Source organism: Gordonia hankookensis, from assembly GCF_014673215.1.
Lineage (GTDB): Bacteria > Actinomycetota > Actinomycetes > Mycobacteriales > Mycobacteriaceae > Gordonia > Gordonia hankookensis.
This window is the reverse complement of the sequence record NZ_JACWMS010000005.1, coordinates 62359-83466: the sequence shown is the minus strand read 5'-3', so window position 1 is coordinate 83466 and position 21108 is coordinate 62359. Positions and strand designations below refer to the sequence as shown.

At 67.5% G+C, this 21108-nt stretch carries 20 protein-coding genes; 11 read left to right on the top strand and 9 right to left on the bottom strand.

Annotated features, from left to right (window positions below):
* Positions 1-3 precede the first annotated feature (3 nt).
* Positions 4-435 (bottom strand): acyl-CoA thioesterase, encoded by a 432-nt coding sequence (locus tag IDF66_RS20875; protein WP_317628793.1) that lies wholly within the window; start codon positions 433-435, stop codon positions 4-6.
* A gap of 142 nt (positions 436-577) precedes the next feature.
* Here IDF66_RS20875 and IDF66_RS20870 point away from each other — a divergent pair, with 142 nt between their 5' ends.
* Positions 578-1219 (top strand): GNAT family N-acetyltransferase, encoded by a 642-nt coding sequence (locus IDF66_RS20870; protein WP_190268657.1) that lies wholly within the window; start codon positions 578-580, stop codon positions 1217-1219.
* Positions 1220-1337: 118 nt separating this feature from the next.
* Positions 1338-2786 (top strand): NAD(P)/FAD-dependent oxidoreductase, encoded by a 1449-nt coding sequence (locus tag IDF66_RS20865; protein ID WP_164309879.1) that lies wholly within the window; start codon positions 1338-1340, stop codon positions 2784-2786.
* A gap of 23 nt (positions 2787-2809) precedes the next feature.
* Here the strand turns inward: IDF66_RS20865 and IDF66_RS20860 are convergent, their stop codons facing one another.
* The 8 genes from IDF66_RS20860 to IDF66_RS20825 form a co-directional block, all read right to left on the bottom strand.
* Complete coding sequence (locus IDF66_RS20860) at positions 2810-3514, bottom strand: urease accessory protein UreD (RefSeq protein WP_190268449.1); 705 nt, start codon at positions 3512-3514, stop codon at positions 2810-2812.
* Positions 3515-3520: 6 nt separating this feature from the next.
* Positions 3521-4207, bottom strand: a complete 687-nt coding sequence (gene ureG, locus IDF66_RS20855; RefSeq protein WP_190268448.1) for an urease accessory protein UreG — start codon at positions 4205-4207, stop codon at positions 3521-3523.
* A 136-nt stretch (positions 4208-4343) separates the two neighbouring features.
* Positions 4344-5003, bottom strand: a complete 660-nt coding sequence (locus IDF66_RS20850) for an urease accessory protein UreF (RefSeq protein WP_190268447.1) — start codon at positions 5001-5003, stop codon at positions 4344-4346.
* Positions 5004-5017: 14 nt separating this feature from the next.
* Positions 5018-6739, bottom strand: coding sequence for an urease subunit alpha (locus tag IDF66_RS20845; protein ID WP_164309883.1), 1722 nt, complete (start codon positions 6737-6739; stop codon positions 5018-5020).
* Positions 6739-7107 (bottom strand): urease subunit beta, encoded by a 369-nt coding sequence (locus tag IDF66_RS20840; RefSeq protein ID WP_190268446.1) that lies wholly within the window; start codon positions 7105-7107, stop codon positions 6739-6741. The genes IDF66_RS20845 and IDF66_RS20840 overlap by 1 nt, the downstream gene beginning before the upstream one ends.
* An 18-nt stretch (positions 7108-7125) precedes the next feature.
* Complete coding sequence (locus IDF66_RS20835) at positions 7126-7428, bottom strand: urease subunit gamma (RefSeq protein ID WP_164309885.1); 303 nt, start codon at positions 7426-7428, stop codon at positions 7126-7128.
* Positions 7429-7550: 122 nt separating this feature from the next.
* Positions 7551-8798, bottom strand: a complete 1248-nt coding sequence (locus tag IDF66_RS20830) for a DUF6986 family protein (protein WP_190268445.1) — start codon at positions 8796-8798, stop codon at positions 7551-7553.
* Positions 8795-9250 carry a PaaI family thioesterase gene (locus IDF66_RS20825; protein ID WP_164309887.1) on the bottom strand — a complete coding sequence of 152 codons (456 nt, stop codon included), beginning with the start codon at positions 9248-9250 and terminating at the stop codon, positions 8795-8797. The genes IDF66_RS20830 and IDF66_RS20825 overlap by 4 nt, the downstream gene beginning before the upstream one ends.
* Positions 9251-9562: 312 nt before the next feature.
* Between IDF66_RS20825 and IDF66_RS20820 the strand changes: the two genes are divergently transcribed.
* The 9 genes from IDF66_RS20820 to IDF66_RS20780 all read left to right on the top strand — a co-directional run bounded on the left by IDF66_RS20820 (position 9563) and on the right by IDF66_RS20780 (position 21080).
* Positions 9563-9961, top strand: a complete 399-nt coding sequence (locus tag IDF66_RS20820; protein ID WP_190268444.1) for a BlaI/MecI/CopY family transcriptional regulator — start codon at positions 9563-9565, stop codon at positions 9959-9961.
* A 54-nt stretch (positions 9962-10015) separates the two neighbouring features.
* Positions 10016-10966, top strand: a complete 951-nt coding sequence (locus IDF66_RS20815) for a M56 family metallopeptidase (RefSeq protein WP_190268443.1) — start codon at positions 10016-10018, stop codon at positions 10964-10966.
* 54 nt (positions 10967-11020) lie between these two features.
* Entirely contained in the window at positions 11021-12502 is a 1482-nt protein-coding gene (gene gndA / locus IDF66_RS20810) for an NADP-dependent phosphogluconate dehydrogenase (protein ID WP_164309890.1), read from the top strand.
* 35 nt (positions 12503-12537) lie between these two features.
* Positions 12538-13971, top strand: a complete 1434-nt coding sequence (gene guaB1 / locus IDF66_RS20805; protein WP_164309891.1) for a GMP reductase — start codon at positions 12538-12540, stop codon at positions 13969-13971.
* A 3-nt stretch (positions 13972-13974) separates the two neighbouring features.
* The gene (locus IDF66_RS20800; protein WP_190268442.1) at positions 13975-15477 is read left to right on the top strand and encodes a hemolysin family protein; all 1503 of its coding nucleotides are present in this window, start codon (positions 13975-13977) and stop codon (positions 15475-15477) included.
* Positions 15474-16550: a hemolysin family protein gene (locus tag IDF66_RS20795; RefSeq protein WP_190268441.1), complete on the top strand. Its 1077-nt coding sequence runs from the start codon at positions 15474-15476 to the stop codon at positions 16548-16550. Before IDF66_RS20800 ends, IDF66_RS20795 begins: the two co-directional genes overlap by 4 nt.
* Before the next feature lie 4 nt (positions 16551-16554).
* Positions 16555-17445: a 3-methyladenine DNA glycosylase gene (locus IDF66_RS20790; protein ID WP_190268440.1), complete on the top strand. Its 891-nt coding sequence runs from the start codon at positions 16555-16557 to the stop codon at positions 17443-17445.
* Between the two features lie 113 nt (positions 17446-17558).
* Positions 17559-19736 (top strand): malate synthase G, encoded by a 2178-nt coding sequence (locus IDF66_RS20785; RefSeq protein ID WP_164309895.1) that lies wholly within the window; start codon positions 17559-17561, stop codon positions 19734-19736.
* A gap of 135 nt (positions 19737-19871) precedes the next feature.
* Entirely contained in the window at positions 19872-21080 is a 1209-nt protein-coding gene (locus IDF66_RS20780) for a hypothetical protein (protein WP_190268656.1), read from the top strand.
* Positions 21081-21108 lie beyond the last annotated feature (28 nt).

Here is a 21108-nt window from a genome sequence, read left to right as displayed (position 1 = left end):
CGGTCAGGAGCGGACGGGCAGCCCGGCTCCGACGACGAGCTGCGATTCGAGGATCGACCGCACCGCGTCGGGGACCGGGGTGGGCCGCCCGGTCGCGGGGTCGACCGACACCATCGTGGTCTCCGCGACACCGCAGGTGGTCCCGGCCGGGTCGACCAGAGTCAGTGACAGCGTGAACGACGTCGTCCCGATGCGGCTCACACACGACCGGACGGTCACCGGGTCGTGGGAGTACTCGAGCACCGCGGTGAACACGATCTCCTGTCGTGCGACCAGTACCGAGAAGTCCTTCGGCCGCTCCGGCAGCCAGGTCGCGAACGACCGCACCCGGCTCTCCTCGAAGATCCGGGCGAACTGCACATTGTTGATGTGATTGTTGATGTCCATGTCGCCGAAGCGCAGCTGGATGGGTACTTCGAGGTATTCGTCGGCCACGATCGCAAACCCTAACGGGTGCCCCCGACGGTGTGGCCGACGGACAGAGGATCCACGCCGCGAACACACCCGTGCTCTGCGCCCATCGCGGCGCGGCAGGACCGTACACTCACCGATGGGCAACGCAGGCAAGGGGGAGATCGTGATCCTGGAGACCGTTCGGTTACGGCTACGTCCGGTCGCGATGCACGATGTCGATGCGCTGGTCGAGCTGGACAGCGATCCGGCGGTGATGCGCTTCGTCAGCGGAGGTATGCCCACACCGCGTGAGGTGATCGAGGACTGGGTCCTGCCCCGCGCCCAGGCCGAGCACCGCGCTCACCGAACCGGGATCTGGACCGCGGTCGACCGGACATCGTCGGCCTTTCAGGGCTGGTTCGCACTCCGCACGCCACGCCACAGCAACCGATCCGAGGTCGAACTGAGCTACCGCCTGCGTCGCGACTCCTGGGGGCGAGGACTGGCGACCGAGGCCGCACACGCACTGGTCACGATGTCGTTCCAGGAGATCGCCGCCGAGCGGGTCTTCGCCAGCACGATGGCGATGAACACCGCGTCGCGGCGTGTCATGGAGAAGGTGGGCATGCGGCTCTCCGCCATCCGGATGTCCGAGGACGGGGTGCTGTTCCCGACGAGTGGCGGCGAGGTCGAGTACGAACTCCTGCGCAGTCACTGGGAAACGCTGACGATGCGCTGGTCAGAGCCCACCCACCGCTCGTGGTCACCGGCGGTGCCCGCGGGGTGGACTCACATCCACGACGGGGTCTCCGACCTCACGGCCTGACGACTGCGCGACGGCGCGACGCGCCCCGGGGTCCTCGTCGCGACCGGACTCCGAAGATTGACTACCGTTGTAGGTGCGCGGCAGCAGCCGACCTCCCAGCGACAGGAGATGTTCTCTGATGAGCAGCCCCACTCCGACCTCGGCGCGACCCCATGTGGTGATCGTCGGCTCCGGCTTCGGCGGACTCTTCGCGGCCCAACGTCTGGCGAAGTCCGATGTCGACGTCACCCTGATCGCCCGGACCACCCATCACCTGTTCCAGCCGATGCTCTACCAGGTGGCGACCGGGATCGTGTCCGAGGGCGAGATCGCGCCGGCGACACGTGTGATCCTGCGTAAGCAGAAGAACAGCAAGGTGCTGCTCGGCGATGTCTTCGACATCAACCTCGAGGCGAAGACGGTGACCTCCCGGCTGTTGGAGCGGATCACGGTGACCCCGTTCGACAGCATCATCATCGCGGCAGGCGCCGACCAGTCATACTTCGGCAACGATCATTTCGCCGAGTACGCGCCGGGTATGAAGACGATCGATCACGCGCTCGAGTTGCGCGGTCGCATCCTGGGCGCATTCGAGCAGGCCGAACTGTCCGACGATCCCGAAGAACGGGCTCGCCTGCTCACCTTCGTCGTCGTCGGTGCCGGTCCCACCGGTGTGGAATTGGCCGGTCAGATCTCCGAGATGAGTGACAAGACCCTGAAGGGCACCTTCCGCAACATCGATCCCACCGAGGCACGGGTGATCCTCCTCGACGCGGCGCCTGCCGTGCTGCCGCCGTTCGGCGAGAAGCTCGGCAAGAAGGCGGCCCGCAGGCTGGAGGGGATGGGCGTCGAGATCCAGCTCAACGCGATGGTCGTCGATGTCGACTACGACGGTCTGGTCGTCAAGGACAAGGACGGCACCACGCGCCGGATCGAATCCCAGTGCAAGGTGTGGTCGGCCGGCGTGCAGGCGAGTCCGCTCGGCAAGCAGCTCGCCGAACAGTCCGGGGTCGAACTCGACCGCGCGGGCCGGGTGAAGGTGCTGCCGGACCTCTCCATCCCCGGATTTCCGTACGTGTTCGTCGTCGGCGACATGATGGCCGTCGATGGCGTGCCCGGCGTAGCACAGGGCGCCATCCAGGGCGGACGATACGCGGCCGACGCCATCACGGCGGGCCTGCGTGGGCAGACGCAGGAACAACGCAAACCGTTCGGCTATTACGACAAGGGCTCGATGGCGACGGTGTCTCGCTTCAGCGCGGTCATGCAGGTGCCCATCCCCGGTACCAAGAAGATGTTCGAGACCGAGGGCTACTTCGCCTGGCTCGGGTGGCTCGCGCTGCACCTCGTCTACCTGGTGGGCTTCCGTAACCGGCTGAACACCCTCATCAACTGGTTCTTCGCATTCAGCACACGGGGCCGGGCGCAGCTCGCGGTGACCGAACAACAGGTCTACGCGCGTACGGCGCTCGGTGCGTTGTCCGAGCTGGAGAAGAAGTCGATACCCGAGGTCGAAGCCGAGTCCGCGGATGTGGCCGCGGCCAAGGACAGCGAATCCGCCACCGATCCCACCGCCGAGGCCAGCTGACACCGACGCTTCCGATGGTCTCCTCAGCGGGCCATCGGAGCGAGGTCGAGGTCGTCGCACAAGGTGCGCGCCCGCGTGGTCGTCGGCGCCAGTGAGGTGGTGAGTGTCGCGCCGTTCACCCCTGGCGGTCGCGCCAATTCGAGCCGTGCCGCATAGGCATCCGACGACACCTCGGACGGGCGCGAGTCCGGGTAGCGGAAGACGCTGCTCGCCGCTCGATGACCGGTCCCACCGAGCGCCAGCCGATGTCGCAGGACCGGCCCGCCCCCGATGTCCACAGACAGCGATCCCTCCCAGCGCGCCCGGACGACGTGCTCGGGCAGTTCGGCGAGACGGCCGAGTTGCGCGTGCTCTGCGATGATCACGGTGGCGTCCGGTTGCGCGACGACGCGGGTCGTCGTCCGGTGATGTGCGCCGCCTGCGACGACGATCGGTTCCGGATCGAGGTAGAGGCGCCCCCCGTCGGCGACCTCGATGGTCCATGCCGAACTCGAATCGACACGGTCGACCGACGGCAGCGCGATGGTCGCCGCGACCGTTCGCAGGTGCAAGACCGCACCGGCCTCGACGCTCACGCGGACTGCGATCGTGTCCCCACCGAGAGGTGTGGCCGCTGTGCTGATGAGGTGCGCCGACTCGGGTCCGGTCCGACGCAGCGCCAGACCACCACTCGCCGCCACCCGGGGTGAGCGACCGCGTCGGGCCACGATCTCGATCTCGGTGTGCACCCGGGGTCAGCCCGCCACGACGATCTCGGCGAGCTGCCTGCGGACCCACGCCAGGACGTCGGTCGCGGCCGGGTCTTCGGTGAGCGAGATCATCGCGGTCGGGCGGCCCTCGCGAACCCGCTCGGCATCGGTCCGCATGACCTCGAGATCCGAACGGACCTGCTCGGCCAAGTCTGTCTTGTTGATCACCAGCAGATCGGAGAAGGTGACGCCCGGGCCGCCCTTGCGGGGTACCTTGTCGCCGCCGGCGACGTCGATCACGAAGATCTGTACGTCGATCAGTCCGGTGGAGAACGTGGCCGTCAGGTTGTCGCCCCCCGACTCGACCAGGATCAGGTCCAACGGCGGGTTTGCCTCGATGAGATCGTCGATCGCGTCGAGGTTGGCGGTGATGTCGTCGCGGATCGCGGTGTGCGGACATCCGCCGGTCTGCACCGCGGTGATCCGTTCGTCGGGCAGGACCGCGTTGCGCCGCAAGAAGTCCGCGTCCTCGGTGGTGTAGATGTCATTCGTCAGTACGGCGACCGACAACTCGTCGCGCAGTTGCCGGCACAACGCGGCGACGAGTGCTGTCTTACCCGAGCCGACCGGTCCGCCCACTCCGATGCGCAGTGCCTCGCCGGGTTCGCGATGACGACGCGGGCGGGCGTGGTCGTGTCCGTGTGGTTCTCCGTCGATCAGATGGGGTGGCATGACTTCCTCTCGGTGGTGGTCGGTCCCGGTGGTGGTCGGTCCCGGTGGTGGTCGGTCTCGGTGTACGGGTCTGGTCCGGGTCTGGTGATCGGTACGGACGTCGCGAAGTCCGGGCGCGGCCCTCACGACATGACCCTCACGACATGAACAGCGGCATCTCGCGTCGCTCGTGACGTTCGGCGAAGACGTCCAGCATCGGGTCGGAGAGGTCGGCGAGTTCGACGGCCGCGGCCGCCGCGACCCGCTCGCATTCGGCGCCGAGATCGGCGATGATCACCGCCACATCGGCCGGGTCGAGCGCCAGGAGTCGCTGTCCGGCGGTCGCCGAGCCGCTCATCGTCGTGTACGCGAGGATCAGCGCGGTGTGGAAACCGGACAGACGAGACACGCGACCGATGGCGCCGCAGATCACCGGGAGATGGGTCTGCGGCACGTGGGCGGCCCAGTCCTCCTCCGGCCACATACGACGTGCCAGCCGCAGCATTCCCCTGCCCTGCGCCAACGAGGCGCGCCGCGCGGCAGCCGACGGCGTCCGGGCATCCGTTTCCTGCTCCGCCGCAACCACATCGAGCGTGCCATCGGTCACCGCGGCAGCAATCGAGGCAGCCACCAGTCCACTGGTCGTGACGCGCAGGCGGAGGAACCGCGCGAGGCTCTCCGCATCGACGACGACCCGGTCGGCAACGGCCTGCTCGACTCCGCCGGAATGCACGTGGCCGCCGACGGGCAACCGGGAATCGGCCAGCGTCAGCATCATCGCGAGCTGGGAACGGGATGCGGGTGACCCGGGAATCATTTCGTCGTCGCCGTTCAGAACAGGAAATATCGCTGTGCCATGGGCAATTCGGTGACCGGTTCGGAATCCCACACCTCGCCGTCGACCCGCACGGTGAACGTGTCCGGTTCCACCGAGATCTCCGGCATCGCCGAGTTGTTCGGCATGTCGGCCTTCCCGATTCGGCGGGTGTCGCGGACCGCGACGAGCCTGCGGTCGAGGCCGAGGGACTCCTCGATCCCGGCGTCGAGCCCGCCTTGCGCGACGAAACTGACCGAGGTGGCCGCGGCGGTCTTGGGCGCCGCCCCGAACATCGGTCGCGGCAGCACCGGCTGCGGGGTCGGGATGCTCGCGTTGGCGTCACCCATCGCCGCCCACGCGATGGCGCCGCCCTTGATCACGAGATCGGGGCTCACGCCGAAGAATGCCGGATTCCAGAGGACGAGGTCGGCCAGCTTCCCGGTCTCCACCGATCCGAGCTCATCGTCGAAACCGTGCGCGATCGCCGGGCAGATCGTGTACTTCGCTATGTACCGCCGGACCCGATTGTTGTCCGCCGCACCGTCTCCCGGCAGCGATCCGCGTTTCGACCTGAGCACGTGGGCGGTCTGCCAGGTGCGGAGCACCACTTCGCCGATACGGCCCATCGCCTGCGAATCCGACCCGATCATCGAGATCGCCCCGAGGTCGTGGAGCAGGTCCTCGGCGGCGATCGTCGACGGCCGGATCCGGCTCTCGGCGAACGCGAGATCCTCGGGGACGGTCGGATTGAGGTGATGGCAGACCATCAACATGTCGAGATGTTCGTCGAGGGTGTTGACGGTGTGGGGCCGGGTCGGATTGGTAGAGCTCGGCAACACGTTCGGATACGCTGCGACCGTGATGATGTCGGGTGCGTGACCGCCGCCCGCACCCTCGGTGTGGTAGGCGTGGATGCTGCGCCCGGCGATCGCACCGATCGTCTGTTCGACGAATCCCGCCTCGTTGAGCGTGTCCGAATGCAGCGCCACCTGCACGCCTGTCTCGTCGGCCACCCGCAGACAGGCGTCGATCGCGGCGGGGGTGCTCCCCCAGTCCTCGTGGAGCTTGAAACCGGAGGCACCCGCACGGATCTGCTCGTGCATGGCATCGGCACTGACGGTGTTGCCCTTGCCCAGCAGGGCGATGTTCATCGGCCAGTGGTCGGTGGCCGCGAGAATCGACTTCAGGTGCCACGCACCCGGTGTCACCGTGGTGGCCTTGCTGCCCTCGGCCGGGCCGGTACCGCCGCCGATCAGGGTCGTGATGCCGTTGCCCAGCGCCTCCTCCATGATCTGCGGACAGATGAAGTGGACGTGGCAGTCGATACCGCCCGCTGTCAGGATCTTTCCGTTACCCGCGATGATCTCGGTGGACGGCCCGATCACGAGGTCCGGGTGGACTCCGTCCATCGTGTCGGGATTGCCGGCCTTTCCCATCGCGGTGATCCGACCATCGCGAATACCCAGGTCGGCCTTGATGATCCCCCAATGGTCGACGATCACGACGCCGGTGATCACGGTGTCCGGTGCGCCCTGCGCGCGGGTGGCCCGGCTCTGGCCCATCGACTCGCGGATCACCTTGCCGCCACCGAAGACGGCCTCGTCGCCTGCCCGTCCCGGCCCACCGGACCGATCCTCGGTGATCTCGATGATCAGGTCGGTGTCCGCCAATCGGATTCGGTCGCCTGCGGTGGGCCCGAAGAGTTGTGCGTAGCGGTCTCGGCCGAGCGTCGCCATCAGTCGTCCCCCTCGTGACGTTCGTCGGCCGTCTCCTGCGGCCCCAGCGGTCCGGGTGCGTCCAGCGAGATGCCGTAGACCTCGCGGGAACCGCCCAGTGGCACCAGTGAGACGGTCATCTCGATCCCCGGTTCGAACCGCACGGCGGTGCCGGCCGGAATGTCGAGGCGGCACCCCCGGGCGGCGACGCGGTCGAAGTCGAGCGCCGGGTTGGCCTGTGGAAAGTGCACGTGACTTCCGACCTGTACGGGCCGGTCGCCGGAGTTGACGACGGTGAGTGTCGTGACGTCGGCACCTTCGTTCATCTCGATGGTGCCGTTCGCGGTGATCACCTCGCCTGGCACAACGGATGACTGCGTCTGCGACATCGTGGTCCTCTCGCGCCGCTAATCGATGGGGTCGTGCACGGTGACCAACTTGGTCCCGTCGGGAAAGGTGGCCTCGACCTGCACGTCGTGGAGCATCTCGGGGATGCCGTCCATCACGTCGGCACGTCCGAGCACCTCCCGTCCCGACGACATCAGTTCGGCGACCGAGCGTCCGTCGCGGGCCCCCTCGAGGACGTGGTCGGTGATGATTGCCACCGCTTCGGGATGATTGAGCTTCAATCCACGGCCCTGCCGTCGACGTGCCAGCTCGGCGGCGTATGAGATGAGCAACCGCTCCTGCTCATGGGGCGACAGACGCAACGGACCCTCTCCTGGCGAGACGAATACGGCCGGGACAGCACACAGTTCGTGCGCCGGCGCCGGGGTAGATGACATCCTGCCACGCCGCGGATCGCACGGCGCGCCGACAGACGATCACCTCGTCAGGACGGCAGCGCGCCGCCACCCGCGCGCAGGGCGGACAACCGTTGCGCCGTGCACGACGGCGCGATCTCGGTGACCTCGTCGGCCGTGAACGCCCCGGCCGCCGCGCCGCGGTACAGGACCGACGCCAACGACAGAGCCGTCGCGGGTTCGTCCACAACGTCGCCGGACCGACGGTCGAAATACGAGTCCAGACGCCGGGCGGCGGTGGGCATCGCAGACCGGAAGAAGCCGATCACGGCCAGCCAACGGGTGACGAGGTGCCCTGGATGCATGTCCCACCCCTGATAGAACCCGCGTTCCACCGACCGCAGCACCAGAGCATGATGGCGCCGCAGCGCCGATTGGATCTGATCGGGGGTGCCCACCGGGATCACCTGGGTCGAACCGTCGCTGATCCACACGCCGGTCTGGGCCGCGGCGGCCTGCATCACCGCCTTGGCATGGTCGGCGACCGGATGTGCCAGCGATTGCTGGGCCGAGACGATGCCGCACGCGGCGCTGTAGTCGTAGGTCCCGTAGTGGAGTCCGGTGAGCCGGGGCATCCCCCGGTGAATCGCCTGGGCCAGGGTTGCCCGACCGTCTGGTCCGAGCACCGCCTGGGGGATCTCGATCTGCAGCTCGAATCTCAGCGTCCCGTCGGCGAGACCGTGAGCACGCTCGAACGCCTCGCACAGCACGGTGACCGCGTCGACCTGCCGAACGTCACGCAGCTTGGGGACCGTGAAGACGAAGCCGTCCGGGACGCCCCCCGCACTGTCCAGCACGAGTTCCAATGTGCGCAGCCCGCGGCCGCGTTCACGATCACCGAGCCCCTTCGCGCGGATACCCGCACTGCGCGGTGCATGCGGTCTCATCTGCGTCCATCGGGCGAGGATCTCGCCGGCGCGTCGTGCATCGGCGTCCTCGACCGCGTCGTCGCGCCACCCGTAGCCGTCCTCGAGATCGATCCGGAGGTCCTCGACGGGGTTGTCCTGCAGACGTTTTCGTGCGAGGTCGGCGACCACCACGTCACCCGAGGCCAACTCGATCACGACGTCGCGCGCAGCCTCGGCGATCTCGCCTGCCCGCTCACCCCACGACGCCGGGGTGTCGAGGTCGGCGTCGGCCGCGCTCACGTAGACGGTGTGCGCCGGTTGTGCCGTCGGACGATCACCGGGATATCGCGCGGCGAGATCGTCGTCGACCGGGCGCAGGATCTCCTCGAGACGCGCCCGCACCTCTGCCGGCAGCCCTCGATCGGTCATGCGCCGGCCGGGATGGCCGGGACCTCGACCCCCTCCGGGAGTTCGATGTTCTGCAGCCGTACCTGCGAGGCCGCGACGAGCCGACCCTGATCGTCGGTCATGGTGACCCGCCACAGCTGCTGGCGACGTCCACGGTGGATCGGCGACGATTCGACGCTGATCGTCCCGGCACTGACCGACTTGATGAAGTCGGTGTTGTTGTTCACTCCCACGGCGGTGCCACCGATGCCGGTGGCCTGCAGCCAGGTGAAGGCGCTGACGCTCGCGACGCTCTCGGCCACTGCGCAGTAGACGCCACCGTGCACGATCCCGAACGGTTGGTGATGCTTGTCGTCGAGCTCGAGAACCGCGACGACGCGATCCCGCCCGACCTCCTGGAGCCGAAGGCCCAGCGAGGTGTCGAACCCGCGGCCGAAGGTGTCCTTGATCAACTGTTCGTTCTCAACGCTCATACCCAAGAGATTGGCACGAGACGCCGGTGCGGGCTCGGGAAGGTCCCGGACGCGAACCCGTCGTAGGACTCCTCGAACAGTGCACCAAACCGACCCGGAGGAACCGATAGGCCCCACGCTGCGTTACAGCGTGGGGCCTATCGCGGCGTGGACCGGGGGTCTCTGCAGCCCTCAGGACACTCACTCGGTCCGCGTGGGATAAATGTAGGATAGCCTTACCAATATTGTCAAGGGGTTGTGCAAAACGAGGGTGACCAGGGATGGAAACACGGGTGACGTCCCATGTGGGCGGACAGGAGAAGCGGAAGTAAAATGAAAAGAATGAACGGACTGGGCGACCTCGAGCGCGCCGTCATGGACACCCTGTGGGCCAGCCCGACCCCCCAGACGGTGCGGCAGGTGCACGAGTCGCTCTCCCGCGACCGCTCGCTGGCGTACACCACGGTGATGACGGTGCTCCAGCGGTTGGCCAAGAAGAATCTGGTCACGCAGATCCGCGACGACCGTGCGCACAAGTACCAGCCCACCCACCCTCGGGAGGATCTGGTGGCGAGCCTCATGGTCGACGCGTTGTCGGAGGCCGAGGCGCCCGGATCGCGTCATGCCGCTCTGGTCTCCTTCGTCGGCCGGGTCGGTGCCGACGAGGCCGCCGCCCTACGACACGCGCTCGATGAACTCGAAGCCGTCCGGGGAGCCGGGGAAACAGGATAGATTCGGCCCAGACGCCAGCAGCGACTTCACACAGCCCACGCAAGGACAGTTCCGATGACTGCGCTCTTCTTCGGCATCCTGACCCTGGTGCTCGTCGGTCCGGCAGCGGAGGCTCTGTCCCGCGCATCCTGGCCGGTCAAGGCACCTCGGGCAGCGATGACGCTGTGGCAGGCCATTGCTCTGGCCGGTGTGCTGTCCGCGTTCAGTTGCGGCCTGGCGATCGCCGCGAATCTGCTGACCCCGGGACCCGACGGCGCCCCGACCACGAACCCGTTCGACGAGATCGACCGGCTCGGACTGCCCTTGTGGCTGACGCTCGTCGGTGTCTTCGCCCTGACCCTGATGGTCGGCGCGCGACTGATGTACACCGTGATCCGGGTCGGTGTGCGCACCCGCGCCCGTCGCTACGCCCATCGCCAGTTGATCGACATCCTGGACCGGTGTGATCGCAGCGACGCGTCGCATCCGCTGTTCGCCAGCGACGTCCGCATGATCGATGTCGAGCAGCCCCTCGCCTACTGCCTACCCGGTCTCCGACAGCGCGTCGTGGTCAGCGAAGGGGTCGTCGCGCGGCTCTCCCGCGACGAACTGACCGCCGTCCTCACCCATGAGCGCGCCCATCTGCGCGCCCGCCACGACCTCGTGCTCGAAGCGTTCATCGCCGTGCACGAGGCCTTCCCCCGCGTCGTCCGGAGCAGTTCGGCACTCGGTGCGGTCGAACTGCTGGTCGAGGCACTCGCCGACGACCAGGCCGTCCGGGCCACCGCTCCCACCACCCTCGGCCGCGCACTCGTCGCCTGCGCGGATGCGGTGGCCCCGCGCGGCGCGATGGCGGTCGGCGGCCCCACCACGCTGGCCAGAATCCGCCGGCTCCGCGATGAACGGCCGACCCGACTGCTCGCACTGTCGGCCTACTCCGCCGCGGCGGCGATCCTGGTGGTCCCGACTCTCGCGGTGGCGATCCCGTGGCTGACCGAACTCAGCCGACTGATCTCGGCCGCGTGAGTCACACCACCCTCCCGCTCGTGGTGCGATCGCGAAGGCAATAGGCTTGAGGCCATGACAACTGCCGCTGAATCCAATCGGCCCGCCAGCTCCGATTCCACCGACTCGGGCAAGGCCCAGATCGGTGTCACCGGTCTTGCCGTCATGGGTTCCAACATCGCCCGCAACTTCGCCAACCACGGCTACACGGTCGCCCTGCACAACCGCAGCATCGCGAAGACCGACGCCCTGATCTCCGAACACGGTTCCGAGGGATCGTTCGTCCGGACCGAGACGATGGAAGAGTTCGTCGCGGCGCTCGAGCGCCCGCGCCGGGTGCTGATCATGGTGAAGGCCGGTGACCCCACCGATGCCGTCATCGAGGAGCTCGCCGGCCTCATGGAACCCGGCGACATCATCATCGACGGTGGCAACTCGCTCTACACCGACACCATCCGCCGCGAGTCGGCGATGTCCGAGCGTGGACTCAACTTCGTCGGCGCCGGGATCTCCGGTGGCGAGGAGGGGGCACTCAACGGCCCGTCGATCATGCCGGGTGGTCCGGTGGAGTCCTACAAGTCGCTCGGCCCGATGCTCGAGTCGATCTCCGCGCAGGTCGACGGCGAGCCGTGCTGCACCCACATCGGCCCGGACGGCAGCGGCCACTTCGTCAAGATGGTCCACAACGGCATCGAATACGCGGACATGCAGCTCATCGGTGAGGCCTACGACCTCATGCGAAAGGCGCTCGACATGCCTGTCTCCGACATCGCCGACGTGTTCCGCGAGTGGAACTCCGGAGACCTCGACAGCTATCTGGTGGAGATCACCGCGGAGGTGCTCTCGCAGACCGACGCGGAGACCGGCAAGCCGCTCGTCGACGTCATCGTCGACGCCGCCGGCCAGAAGGGCACCGGCCGCTGGACCGTCAAATCCGCTCTCGACCTGGGCATCCCGACCACGGGTATCGCCGAGGCCGTGTTCGCGCGTGCACTCTCGAGCGCGACCGACCAACGCAAGCAGGCCCAAGGCCTCGAGCCGGGCACACTGGCCGCGGCGCCGACCGACACGAAGACCTTCATCGACGACATCAACAAGGCGCTCTATGCCTCCAAGGTCGTCGCATACGCGCAGGGCTTCGACCAGATCGCCGCGGGCAGTGCCGAATACGGCTGGAATGTCCACCCGGGTGATCTGGCGACCATCTGGCGCGGCGGTTGCATCATCCGCGCCAAGTTCCTGAACCGGATCCGCGACGCGTACGCCGAGAACCCGGACCTGCCGAGCCTGCTCCTCGCACCGTACTTCCGGAACGCGGTCGAGAACGCGGTGGACAGCTGGCGACGGGTCGTCTCGACGGCCACCCTGATGGGCATCCCGGTGCCCGCGTTCGCGTCCTCGCTGTCGTACTACGACGCGCTGCGTGCCGAGCGGCTGCCTGCGGCCCTGACACAGGGTCTGCGCGACTTCTTCGGCGCACACACCTACCAGCGCATCGACAAGCCGGGCACCTTCCACACACTGTGGAGCGGTGACCGGTCCGAAGTGACCGAATAGAATCGGCCGGGGGCGAGAGGAGTCCGCAACCAACCGTGCGATTTGTCGAGGGCCATCGGCCCACACACGACCTGACCTACGACGACCTGTTCATCGTCCCGAATCGGTCCGACGTCGCTTCGCGATTCGACGTCGACATCTCGACCGTCGACGGCAGTGGTACGACGATCCCGATCGTGGTCGCCAACATGACCGCGGTCGCCGGCAAGCGGATGGCCGAGACCGTGGCCCGACGGGGCGGACTGGTGGTGTTGCCCCAGGATCTGCCGATCCCGGTGGTCGCCGAGTCCATCGCCTACGTCAAATCCCGGCACCTCGTCGCCGACACACCCGTGACGCTGACGGCCGACGACTCGGTGTCCGACGCGCTGGCCCTCATCCCCAAGCGGGCGCACGGAGCGGCGGTCGTCATCGAGGACGGCCGACCCATCGGCGTCGTCACCGAGAAGCGCTGCCGCGACGTCGATCGCTTCGCACGCGTGCGCGAGGTGCTCGATCCCGACATCGTCACACTGCCGGTGGACACCGCGTCCCGTGATGTCTTCGACCGGCTCGACGACCAGCATCTCGGCCTCGCTGTGCTCGTCGACGACGAGGGGCGGCTCGCGGGTGTGCTGTCCCGGGTCGGGGCGCTGCGACACGGCGTGTATCAGCCGAATGTCGATGCCAACGGCCGCCTCCGGATCGCGGCGGCGGTCGGTATCAACGGCGACGTGGTCGGCAAGGCCAAGGCGCTGGCGGCGGCCGGTGCCGACCTGCTCGTGATCGACACCGCCCACGGGCATCAGGAGAAGATGCTCACCGCACTCGAGGCGGTCGCCACGGCGGACCCCGGAGTTCCGATCGCCGCAGGCAATGTCGTGTCGGCCCAAGGCGCCACGGACCTGATCGACGCAGGCGCATCGATCATCAAGGTCGGTGTCGGACCAGGCGCGATGTGTACCACCAGGATGATGACGGGCGTGGGCAGACCCCAGTTCTCGGCAGTCGCCGAGTGTGCCGAGGTCGCCACCCGCCACGGTGCCCACGTCTGGGCCGACGGTGGGGTCCGCCACCCGCGTGACGTCGCGCTGGCGCTGGCCGCCGGAGCGTCCAACGTGATGATCGGGTCATGGTTCGCCGGAACCTACGAGTCGCCGGGCGATCTGCAAGAGGATGCCGTCGGGCCGTACAAGGTCAGTTTCGGGATGGCCTCGAAACGGGCCGTCGCGGCCCGGTCGGCCAAGGACGGCGCCTACGACCGGGCGCGCAAGTCCCTGTTCGAGGAGGGCATCTCGAGCTCCCGGATCCGGCTCGATCCCGAGCGACCAAGTGTCGAGGATCTCATCGACAACATCTGCTCGGGAGTGCGGAGCACCGCGACCTACACCGGTGCCCGGACGCTCGCCGAGCTACACGAGAAGGTGGTGCTCGGGATCCAGTCCGCCGCCGGATTCGCCGAGGGGCGTCCGCTTCCCGGCGGGTGGTGAGGGGTGGAGACAGCCCTCCTCATCGCCGGTCTCGTCGGCTTCGTCGCGCTGACGCTCGGCACCGCACTGTTCGTCGCCGCGGAGTTCTCACTGACCGCGCTCGAACGATCCACCATCTCCGACGACGTCGCCACCAACGGCGACCGCCGATCTCGCCTGGTCCAGCGGGCGCACGCGACCTTGTCGTTCCAACTGTCCGGTGCGCAGCTCGGCATCACCATCACCACGCTGATCACCGGTTACATCGCCGAGCCGGTGTTGGCACGCATCTTCACCCCGGCACTGACCTCGGCGGGCGTGAGCGACTCACTGGCGTCCGGGATCTCGCTGGCGCTCGCACTGATCATCGCCACCTCGCTGTCGATGGTGCTCGGCGAGCTGATCCCGAAGAATCTGGCCATCGCCAAGTCGCTCGCCGTCGCCCGCGCGACGTCTGGTCCGATGACCGTGTTCTCGGCGACCTTCCGCTGGGCGATCAACGGCCTGAACGGCTCGGCGAACTGGATCGTCCGCCGACTGGGCATCGAACCCGCCGAGGAGTTGCGGTCTGCCCGGTCGCCCCAGGAACTCGTGTCGCTGGTACGCAACTCGGCCCGCCAGGGGTCCATCGACGAGGACACCGCGGCGCTCGTCGACCGCTCACTCAAGTTCGGTGAGCTCAGCGCCGAGGACCTGATGACCCCGCGGGTGACGGTCGACTGTCTCGACCGCGACGACAACATCCGCGATCTGGTGATGGCGTCGTCGCGCACGGGTCACTCCCGGTTCCCGGTCGTGATCGACGGCGATCTCGACGACCTCGTGGGCGTCGTCCACATCAAGCAGGCCTTCACCGTCGCGCCCGAACACGCCGGCGACACGACGGTCGCATCCATCGCGCGGCCGGTCCCCCGCGTCCCGACCAGCCTCGACGGCGACGCCCTGATGGAACGAATCCGCGCCGACGGCATGGAGCTGTGCGTGGTGATCGATGAGTACGGCGGGACCGCGGGCATCGTCACCACCGAGGACCTGATCGAGGAGATCCTCGGCGATGTGACCGACGAGCACGACCACGAACGCGCCGATGTCGCGGTCGACGGCGACGGATTCCTGTGCTCCGGATTGCTCCGCATCGACGAACTGACCGACGCCACCGGCTATCGGGCTCCGGAGGGGTCCTACGACACACTCGGCGGCCTGGTGATGTTCTGCCTCGGACGGATACCCGAGGTCGGCGACGCCGTCGAGCTGCCGACCCGATCGATCGGCGGAGACGACGACGAGGACGACGAGGACGAGCCCCTGCCGGGTACCGAGATCACCTGGCGTGCGACCGTGACGCAGATGGACGGTCGCCGAATCGATGTGGTCTCGTTACGCCCCGTCCGCGACGACATCCGGCACGGCGACATCCAGCACGACATCCAACACGACGACGTGCGACTCGACGACATCCCACCCGACAGCACCCCCTCCGACGACACGCCCCTCGGTCGCAGCGGAATAGATCGGGGCACGGAGTGAACGACGTCTGGGCCGTCCTCCTCACGATCGTGCTGCTCGGCGGCAACGCATTCTTCGTCGGTGCCGAGTTCTCGCTCATCTCCGCGCGCCGCGACCGCCTCGAAGCGCTCGAGGAAAGTGGCAAGAAGCGTGCCCGGACGGTGATCAGGGCAGGCGAACGTCTGTCACTGATGCTGGCCGGTGCACAGCTGGGCATCACCATCTGCTCGATCCTGCTCGGTCGCGTCGGCGAGCCCGCGGTCGCGCATCTGATCGAGAAACCCTTGCATCTGGCACATGTGCCGGAAGCCCTGCTGCACCCGATCTCGTTCGCCGTCGCCCTGTCGCTCGTGGTGGTCCTGCACATCCTCATCGGCGAGATGGTGCCCAAGAACATCGCGCTGGCCGGCCCCGAGCGCTCCGCCATGCTCCTGGTGCCCGCACATCTCGCGTTCATCCGCATGGCGCGCCCCCTGATCGCCTTCTACAACTGGCTGGCGAACTCGTCGCTGCGCCTGATGCGTGTACAACCCAAGGACGAGCTCGACTCGGCGGTCTCCGCCGGCGAACTCGCGCAGATGCTCGGTGAGTCGAAGCAGGAAGGTCTCATCGACGCCGAAGAACACGAGCGACTGACCCGCGCACTGCAGTCGGTGGGCCGCACCGTGAGCGAGGTGATGATCTCCCTGGAACAGATGCACAGCGTCGGCGTGGAGGTCGATTCCGAGACCGGCGGCACCGGGCCGACACTCGGGGCGGTCGAGCACGCGGTCAGCGACACCGGGTTCTCGCGCTTTCCGGTGCGCGGTCCCGACGGGACGTTCACCGGATATCTCCACCTCAAAGACGTGCTGGACGAGATCCTCGACGAGCGGATCGGTCCGGACACCATCATCGGCATCGACAAGATCCGTCCGCTACCGGTGATCGCATCGACCACCCCGCTCGACGAGGCGACCGCGGCATTGCGGCGCACGAGCGCCCACATCGGTGCGGTGGTCGACGACTCCGGACGGACGGTCGGCATCGTCGCGCTCGCCGACCTCGTCGAGGAGTTCGTCGGCAATGTCCGTGACGAGACCCACCGGGTGTGAACCGATGACATCGACGGAGATGCGTCGCGCCACGAGCCGACATCTGACCTCGACACAATGGCGCGCTCGGCGCGACGATCACCGTGCCCGCGTCGACGACCTGATCGGGCCGTACCTGCGAGCCCGCAAGAACGGCGCGAAGCATCCCGTCATCGACTTCCTGTTCACCTTCTACTCGTCTCGTCCCGCACACGTGAGGAGATGGCATCCGGGCTTCGGCGTCCACCTCGAGGACGGCGACGAACTCCTCGGTCTGCGCGGCTACCATCGCGTCGGCGACGCGGTGACGGTGGATCCCGGATACCTCCGCGACCGCGTAGGTGCCGTCGGTGCCACGGCCGCACTCCTGCACGCGACCGCGTCACGCCCCGCGCGCCTCGGGTGCTTCGGCCTGCACGAGTGGGCGATGGTCTACCGGAGCGCCGAGAAGCGCCACGACGTCCCGCTGCGTCTCGGACGGGCCGGGACCGATGCCGTCGTCGAGGAGATGCCACTGCGCTGTACGCATTTCGATGCGTTCCGGTTCTTCACGCCGGAGGCACGGCCGCGAAACGAGGCCGAGCTGACCCGGGACCGGCAGGTGCACGACGAGCAGCCCGGATGTCTGCACACGACGATGGACCTCTATCGGGCGTGCTTCACACTCGCGCCGCTGATCGACTCCGACCTCACCCTCGCCTGCTTCCGATCCGCCCTGCGCGCACGGGAGCTCGACATGCGGGCTAGCCCCTACGACCTCAGGGCGCTGGGTTACGAGCCGGTGCCCGTCGAGACCGCGGCAGGACGCGCGCAGTATGTGCGCGAACAGTCCGCCATCGCCGAGGACGGCAGGGAGTTGCGGGCGGCACTGTCACAACGCCTGAGCGATCTACTCGCACTTTCGAACCGACTGTGAGCTCCGTCAACTGACCTTCTCGCCCGTCTCGGACCTGCCCGGATACCCGGTGTCGGGGCAGATTACCGACGAGTAGCATGAACGTGTCGATTCACCGCTGGAGAAAGGCTGTCATGTCTGACCGGATCAACGTCAACGGGCTGCAGGTCGCTTCCGTCCTGTACGACTTCATCAACAACGAGGCGTTGCCCGGCACCGGTGTAGACCCCGACACCTTCTGGACGGGTGCGGCCTCGGTGATCACCGACCTGGCGCCCCGCAACCGTGAACTGCTGTCCGTGCGCGACGATCTGCAGGCGAAGATCGACCAGTGGCATCGCGACCATCCCGCGACCGCCGGCGATCTGGACTTCGACACCTACAAGGCGTTCCTCACCGAGATCGGCTACCTGGTCGATCCGCCCGCCGACTTCCAGATCGGGACCGAGAACGTCGACCGTGAGATCGCCGAGACGGCGGGACCGCAGCTGGTGGTCCCGATCCTCAACGCGCGCTTCGCACTCAACGCCTCCAACGCCCGATGGGGCTCGCTCTACGACGCCCTGTACGGCACCGACGCCATCCCCGAGACCGGCGGCGCCGAGAAGGGCTCCTCCTACAACAAGGTGCGCGGCGACAAGGTCATCGCGTACGCGAAGGACTTCCTGGACAAGGCCGTCCCGCTCGAGCAGTGCAGCTACACCGACGTGACCGCGTTCGCGGTGGTCGACTCCGCCGTCCAGGTCACGCTTGCCGACGGCACGACCTCCACCCTCGCCGATCCGTCGGCGTTCACGGGCTACCGCGGCGAGGCCGCCGCCCCGACGTCGATCCTGTTGCGCAACAACGGCCTCTACCTCGACATCGAGATCGATCCGTCGTCGCCGATCGGCTCGACGGATCCGGCCGGGGTGAAGGACGTCGTCGTGGAGTCGGCGATCACCACCATCATGGACTTCGAGGATTCGGTCGCCGCGGTCGACGCCGACGACAAGGTGCTCGGCTACCGGAACTGGCTGGGTCTCAACAAGGGTGACCTCAGCGAGGAGGTCGCCAAGGGCGGCAAGACCTTCACCCGCGTCCTCAACGGTAACCGCGAGTACACCGCACCCGACGGTTCCGGTTTCGACCTGCATGGACGTTCCCTGCTGTTCGTGCGCAACGTCGGGCACCTGATGACCAACAGTGCGATTCTCGACGCCGACGGCAACGAGGTCCCCGAGGGGATCCTCGACGGACTCTTCACGTCGTTGATCGGCATCCACGGCATGTCCCCGCAGGGACAGCAGAACTCCCGGACCGGGTCGATCTACATCGTGAAGCCCAAGATGCACGGACCCGACGAGGTCGCGTTCACCGTCGAACTCTTCGATCGGGTGGAGAAGGTTCTCGGCCTGCCGGAGAACACCCTCAAGGTCGGCATCATGGACGAGGAGCGACGCACCACCGTCAATCTCAAGGCGTGCATCAAGGCCGCCGAGGATCGCGTGGTGTTCATCAACACCGGCTTCCTCGACCGCACCGGCGACGAGATCCACACCTCCATGGAAGCCGGCGCGATGATCCGCAAGGGCGACATGAAGCAGCAGAAGTGGATCAAGGCGTATGAGGACTTCAACGTCGACACCGGACTGCACGCCGGGCTGCAGCACAAGGCGCAGATCGGCAAGGGCATGTGGGCGATGCCGGACCTGATGCACGACATGCTCGAGCAGAAGATCGGTCACCCGAAGGCAGGCGCCACCACCGCATGGGTGCCGTCGCCCACCGCTGCGACCCTGCATGCGCTGCACTACCACCTCGTCGACGTCTTCGAGCGCCAGGACGAGATCGCCAAGCGTGATCCGGCATCGGTCGACGACATCCTCACGATCCCGCTCGCGCCGAAGACCGACTGGTCGGCCGAGGAGAAGAAGGAAGAGCTCGACAACAACTGCCAGTCCATCCTCGGCTATGTGGTCCGCTGGGTCGACCAGGGCGTCGGCTGCTCCAAGGTGCCTGACATCCACGACATCGCGCTGATGGAAGACCGTGCCACCCTGCGGATCTCCAGCCAGCTGCTGGCCAACTGGCTCCATCACGGCATCGTGACCGAATCCGACATCGTGGCATCGCTCGAACGGATGGCCCCGGTGGTCGACCGACAGAACGCAGGCGACGCCACATATCGCCCGATGGCACCCGATTTCGACTCCAACATCGCCTTCCAGGCGGCCAAGGAGCTTATCCTCGAAGGTGCGAAGCAACCGAGCGGCTACACCGAGCCGATCCTGCATCGCAAGCGGCGCGAGTTCAAGGCCGCCAACGCCTGACGGGCGGGCTCCCGAGCATTCGCACAGCCCCCGCCATGGTGCCGGCACCGCGATCTCCGCTATCGTCGTCCGTTGTCACCCCGGTCAAACGGGACCGGGGTGGACGTCGGCCCGATGAGCGGAAGGCAGGGGGGCTTGGCACACCATCGAAGTACTGACGGTCGCGCGGGGGTACGCGGTCGCGGTGTCAGTCGTGGCCTCGTCGGTTCCCTGTTGTCGATCATCCTGGTCGCCGCCCTGGTGCTGCTCTGGGCGCAACTCGGCGACCGGATAGACCGCCAAGGTGATCAGGCCGCGGCGAACTGCGTCGAGGGTACGACCAAGGTCCCGGTGATCGCCGATCCCGACATCGCCGGCCCGCTGAAGACACTCGCGCAGGACTACGCCAAGACCCGACCGGTGGTGCGAGATCACTGCGTGACCATCGAGGTCCGACCGGCCGATGCCAAGGTCACCCTCGACGGACTGGCAGGCACGTGGGATTCCGCGGCGCTCGGCGCCTATCCGGCTGCCTGGGTTCCGCAGTCATCGATCTGGACGGCGGACCTGTCCACGGCCAAGCCCGATGCGATCGACGGCAAACCCACGTCGTTGGTGTCGTCTCCGGTCGTGCTCGCCACCGCACCCCAGCTGGCCAAGGCCCTCGACGGCAAACTCGACTGGCAGCAATTGCCCACCCTGCAGAAACGCAGCAGCAGCCTCGGCGACTACGGCCTGGGCAGCTGGGGGTCGATCCGTCTCGCGATGCCCACCGGTGCGCAGTCCGACGCCACCGCGCTGTCGGCCCAGGCGGTCGCGATGCAGGTGACCCGGACCACGGGTGCGCTCACCGAGCAGGACGCGAGCTCACCTCGCGTGGCCTCGAGTGTCGACGCGATGCTGACGGGTGCCCCGCAGTCGCCGGACGGGTCGGCGGCCGGTGCCGCGCGCTCGATCGCCGACGCCGACGACCCGGCGACCTCTCCGATCCACGCGGTGCCGATCACGGAACAGTCGCTGTTCCAGCTGACCCGCTCGGACACCTCGGCACGGCTCTCCGAAGTGGTGCCGGACGGACCGACCCCGATCGCCGACTATCCGATCGTCCGGATGGCGGGTTCACAGGTCTCACCCGAGCAGACCGATGCGGTGTCCGAGTTCTTCGACTTCGTCAGCAAGCCGGACCAGCTCGGCAAACTCACCGCACTCGGATTCCGCGGCGACGCCCCGATGCCCGAGCCGAACGCAACGGTGACGTTCCCGATCACCGACAACCCGATGCCGAACCCCGAGGACGCCGCGACGGTCACCATCAATCGCCTCGTCTATGGGCCCGACAGCGGCCCCAAGCCCGGCGGTAGCTGACCCGCAGTTCTCAGGCCGCCGGGGGCGC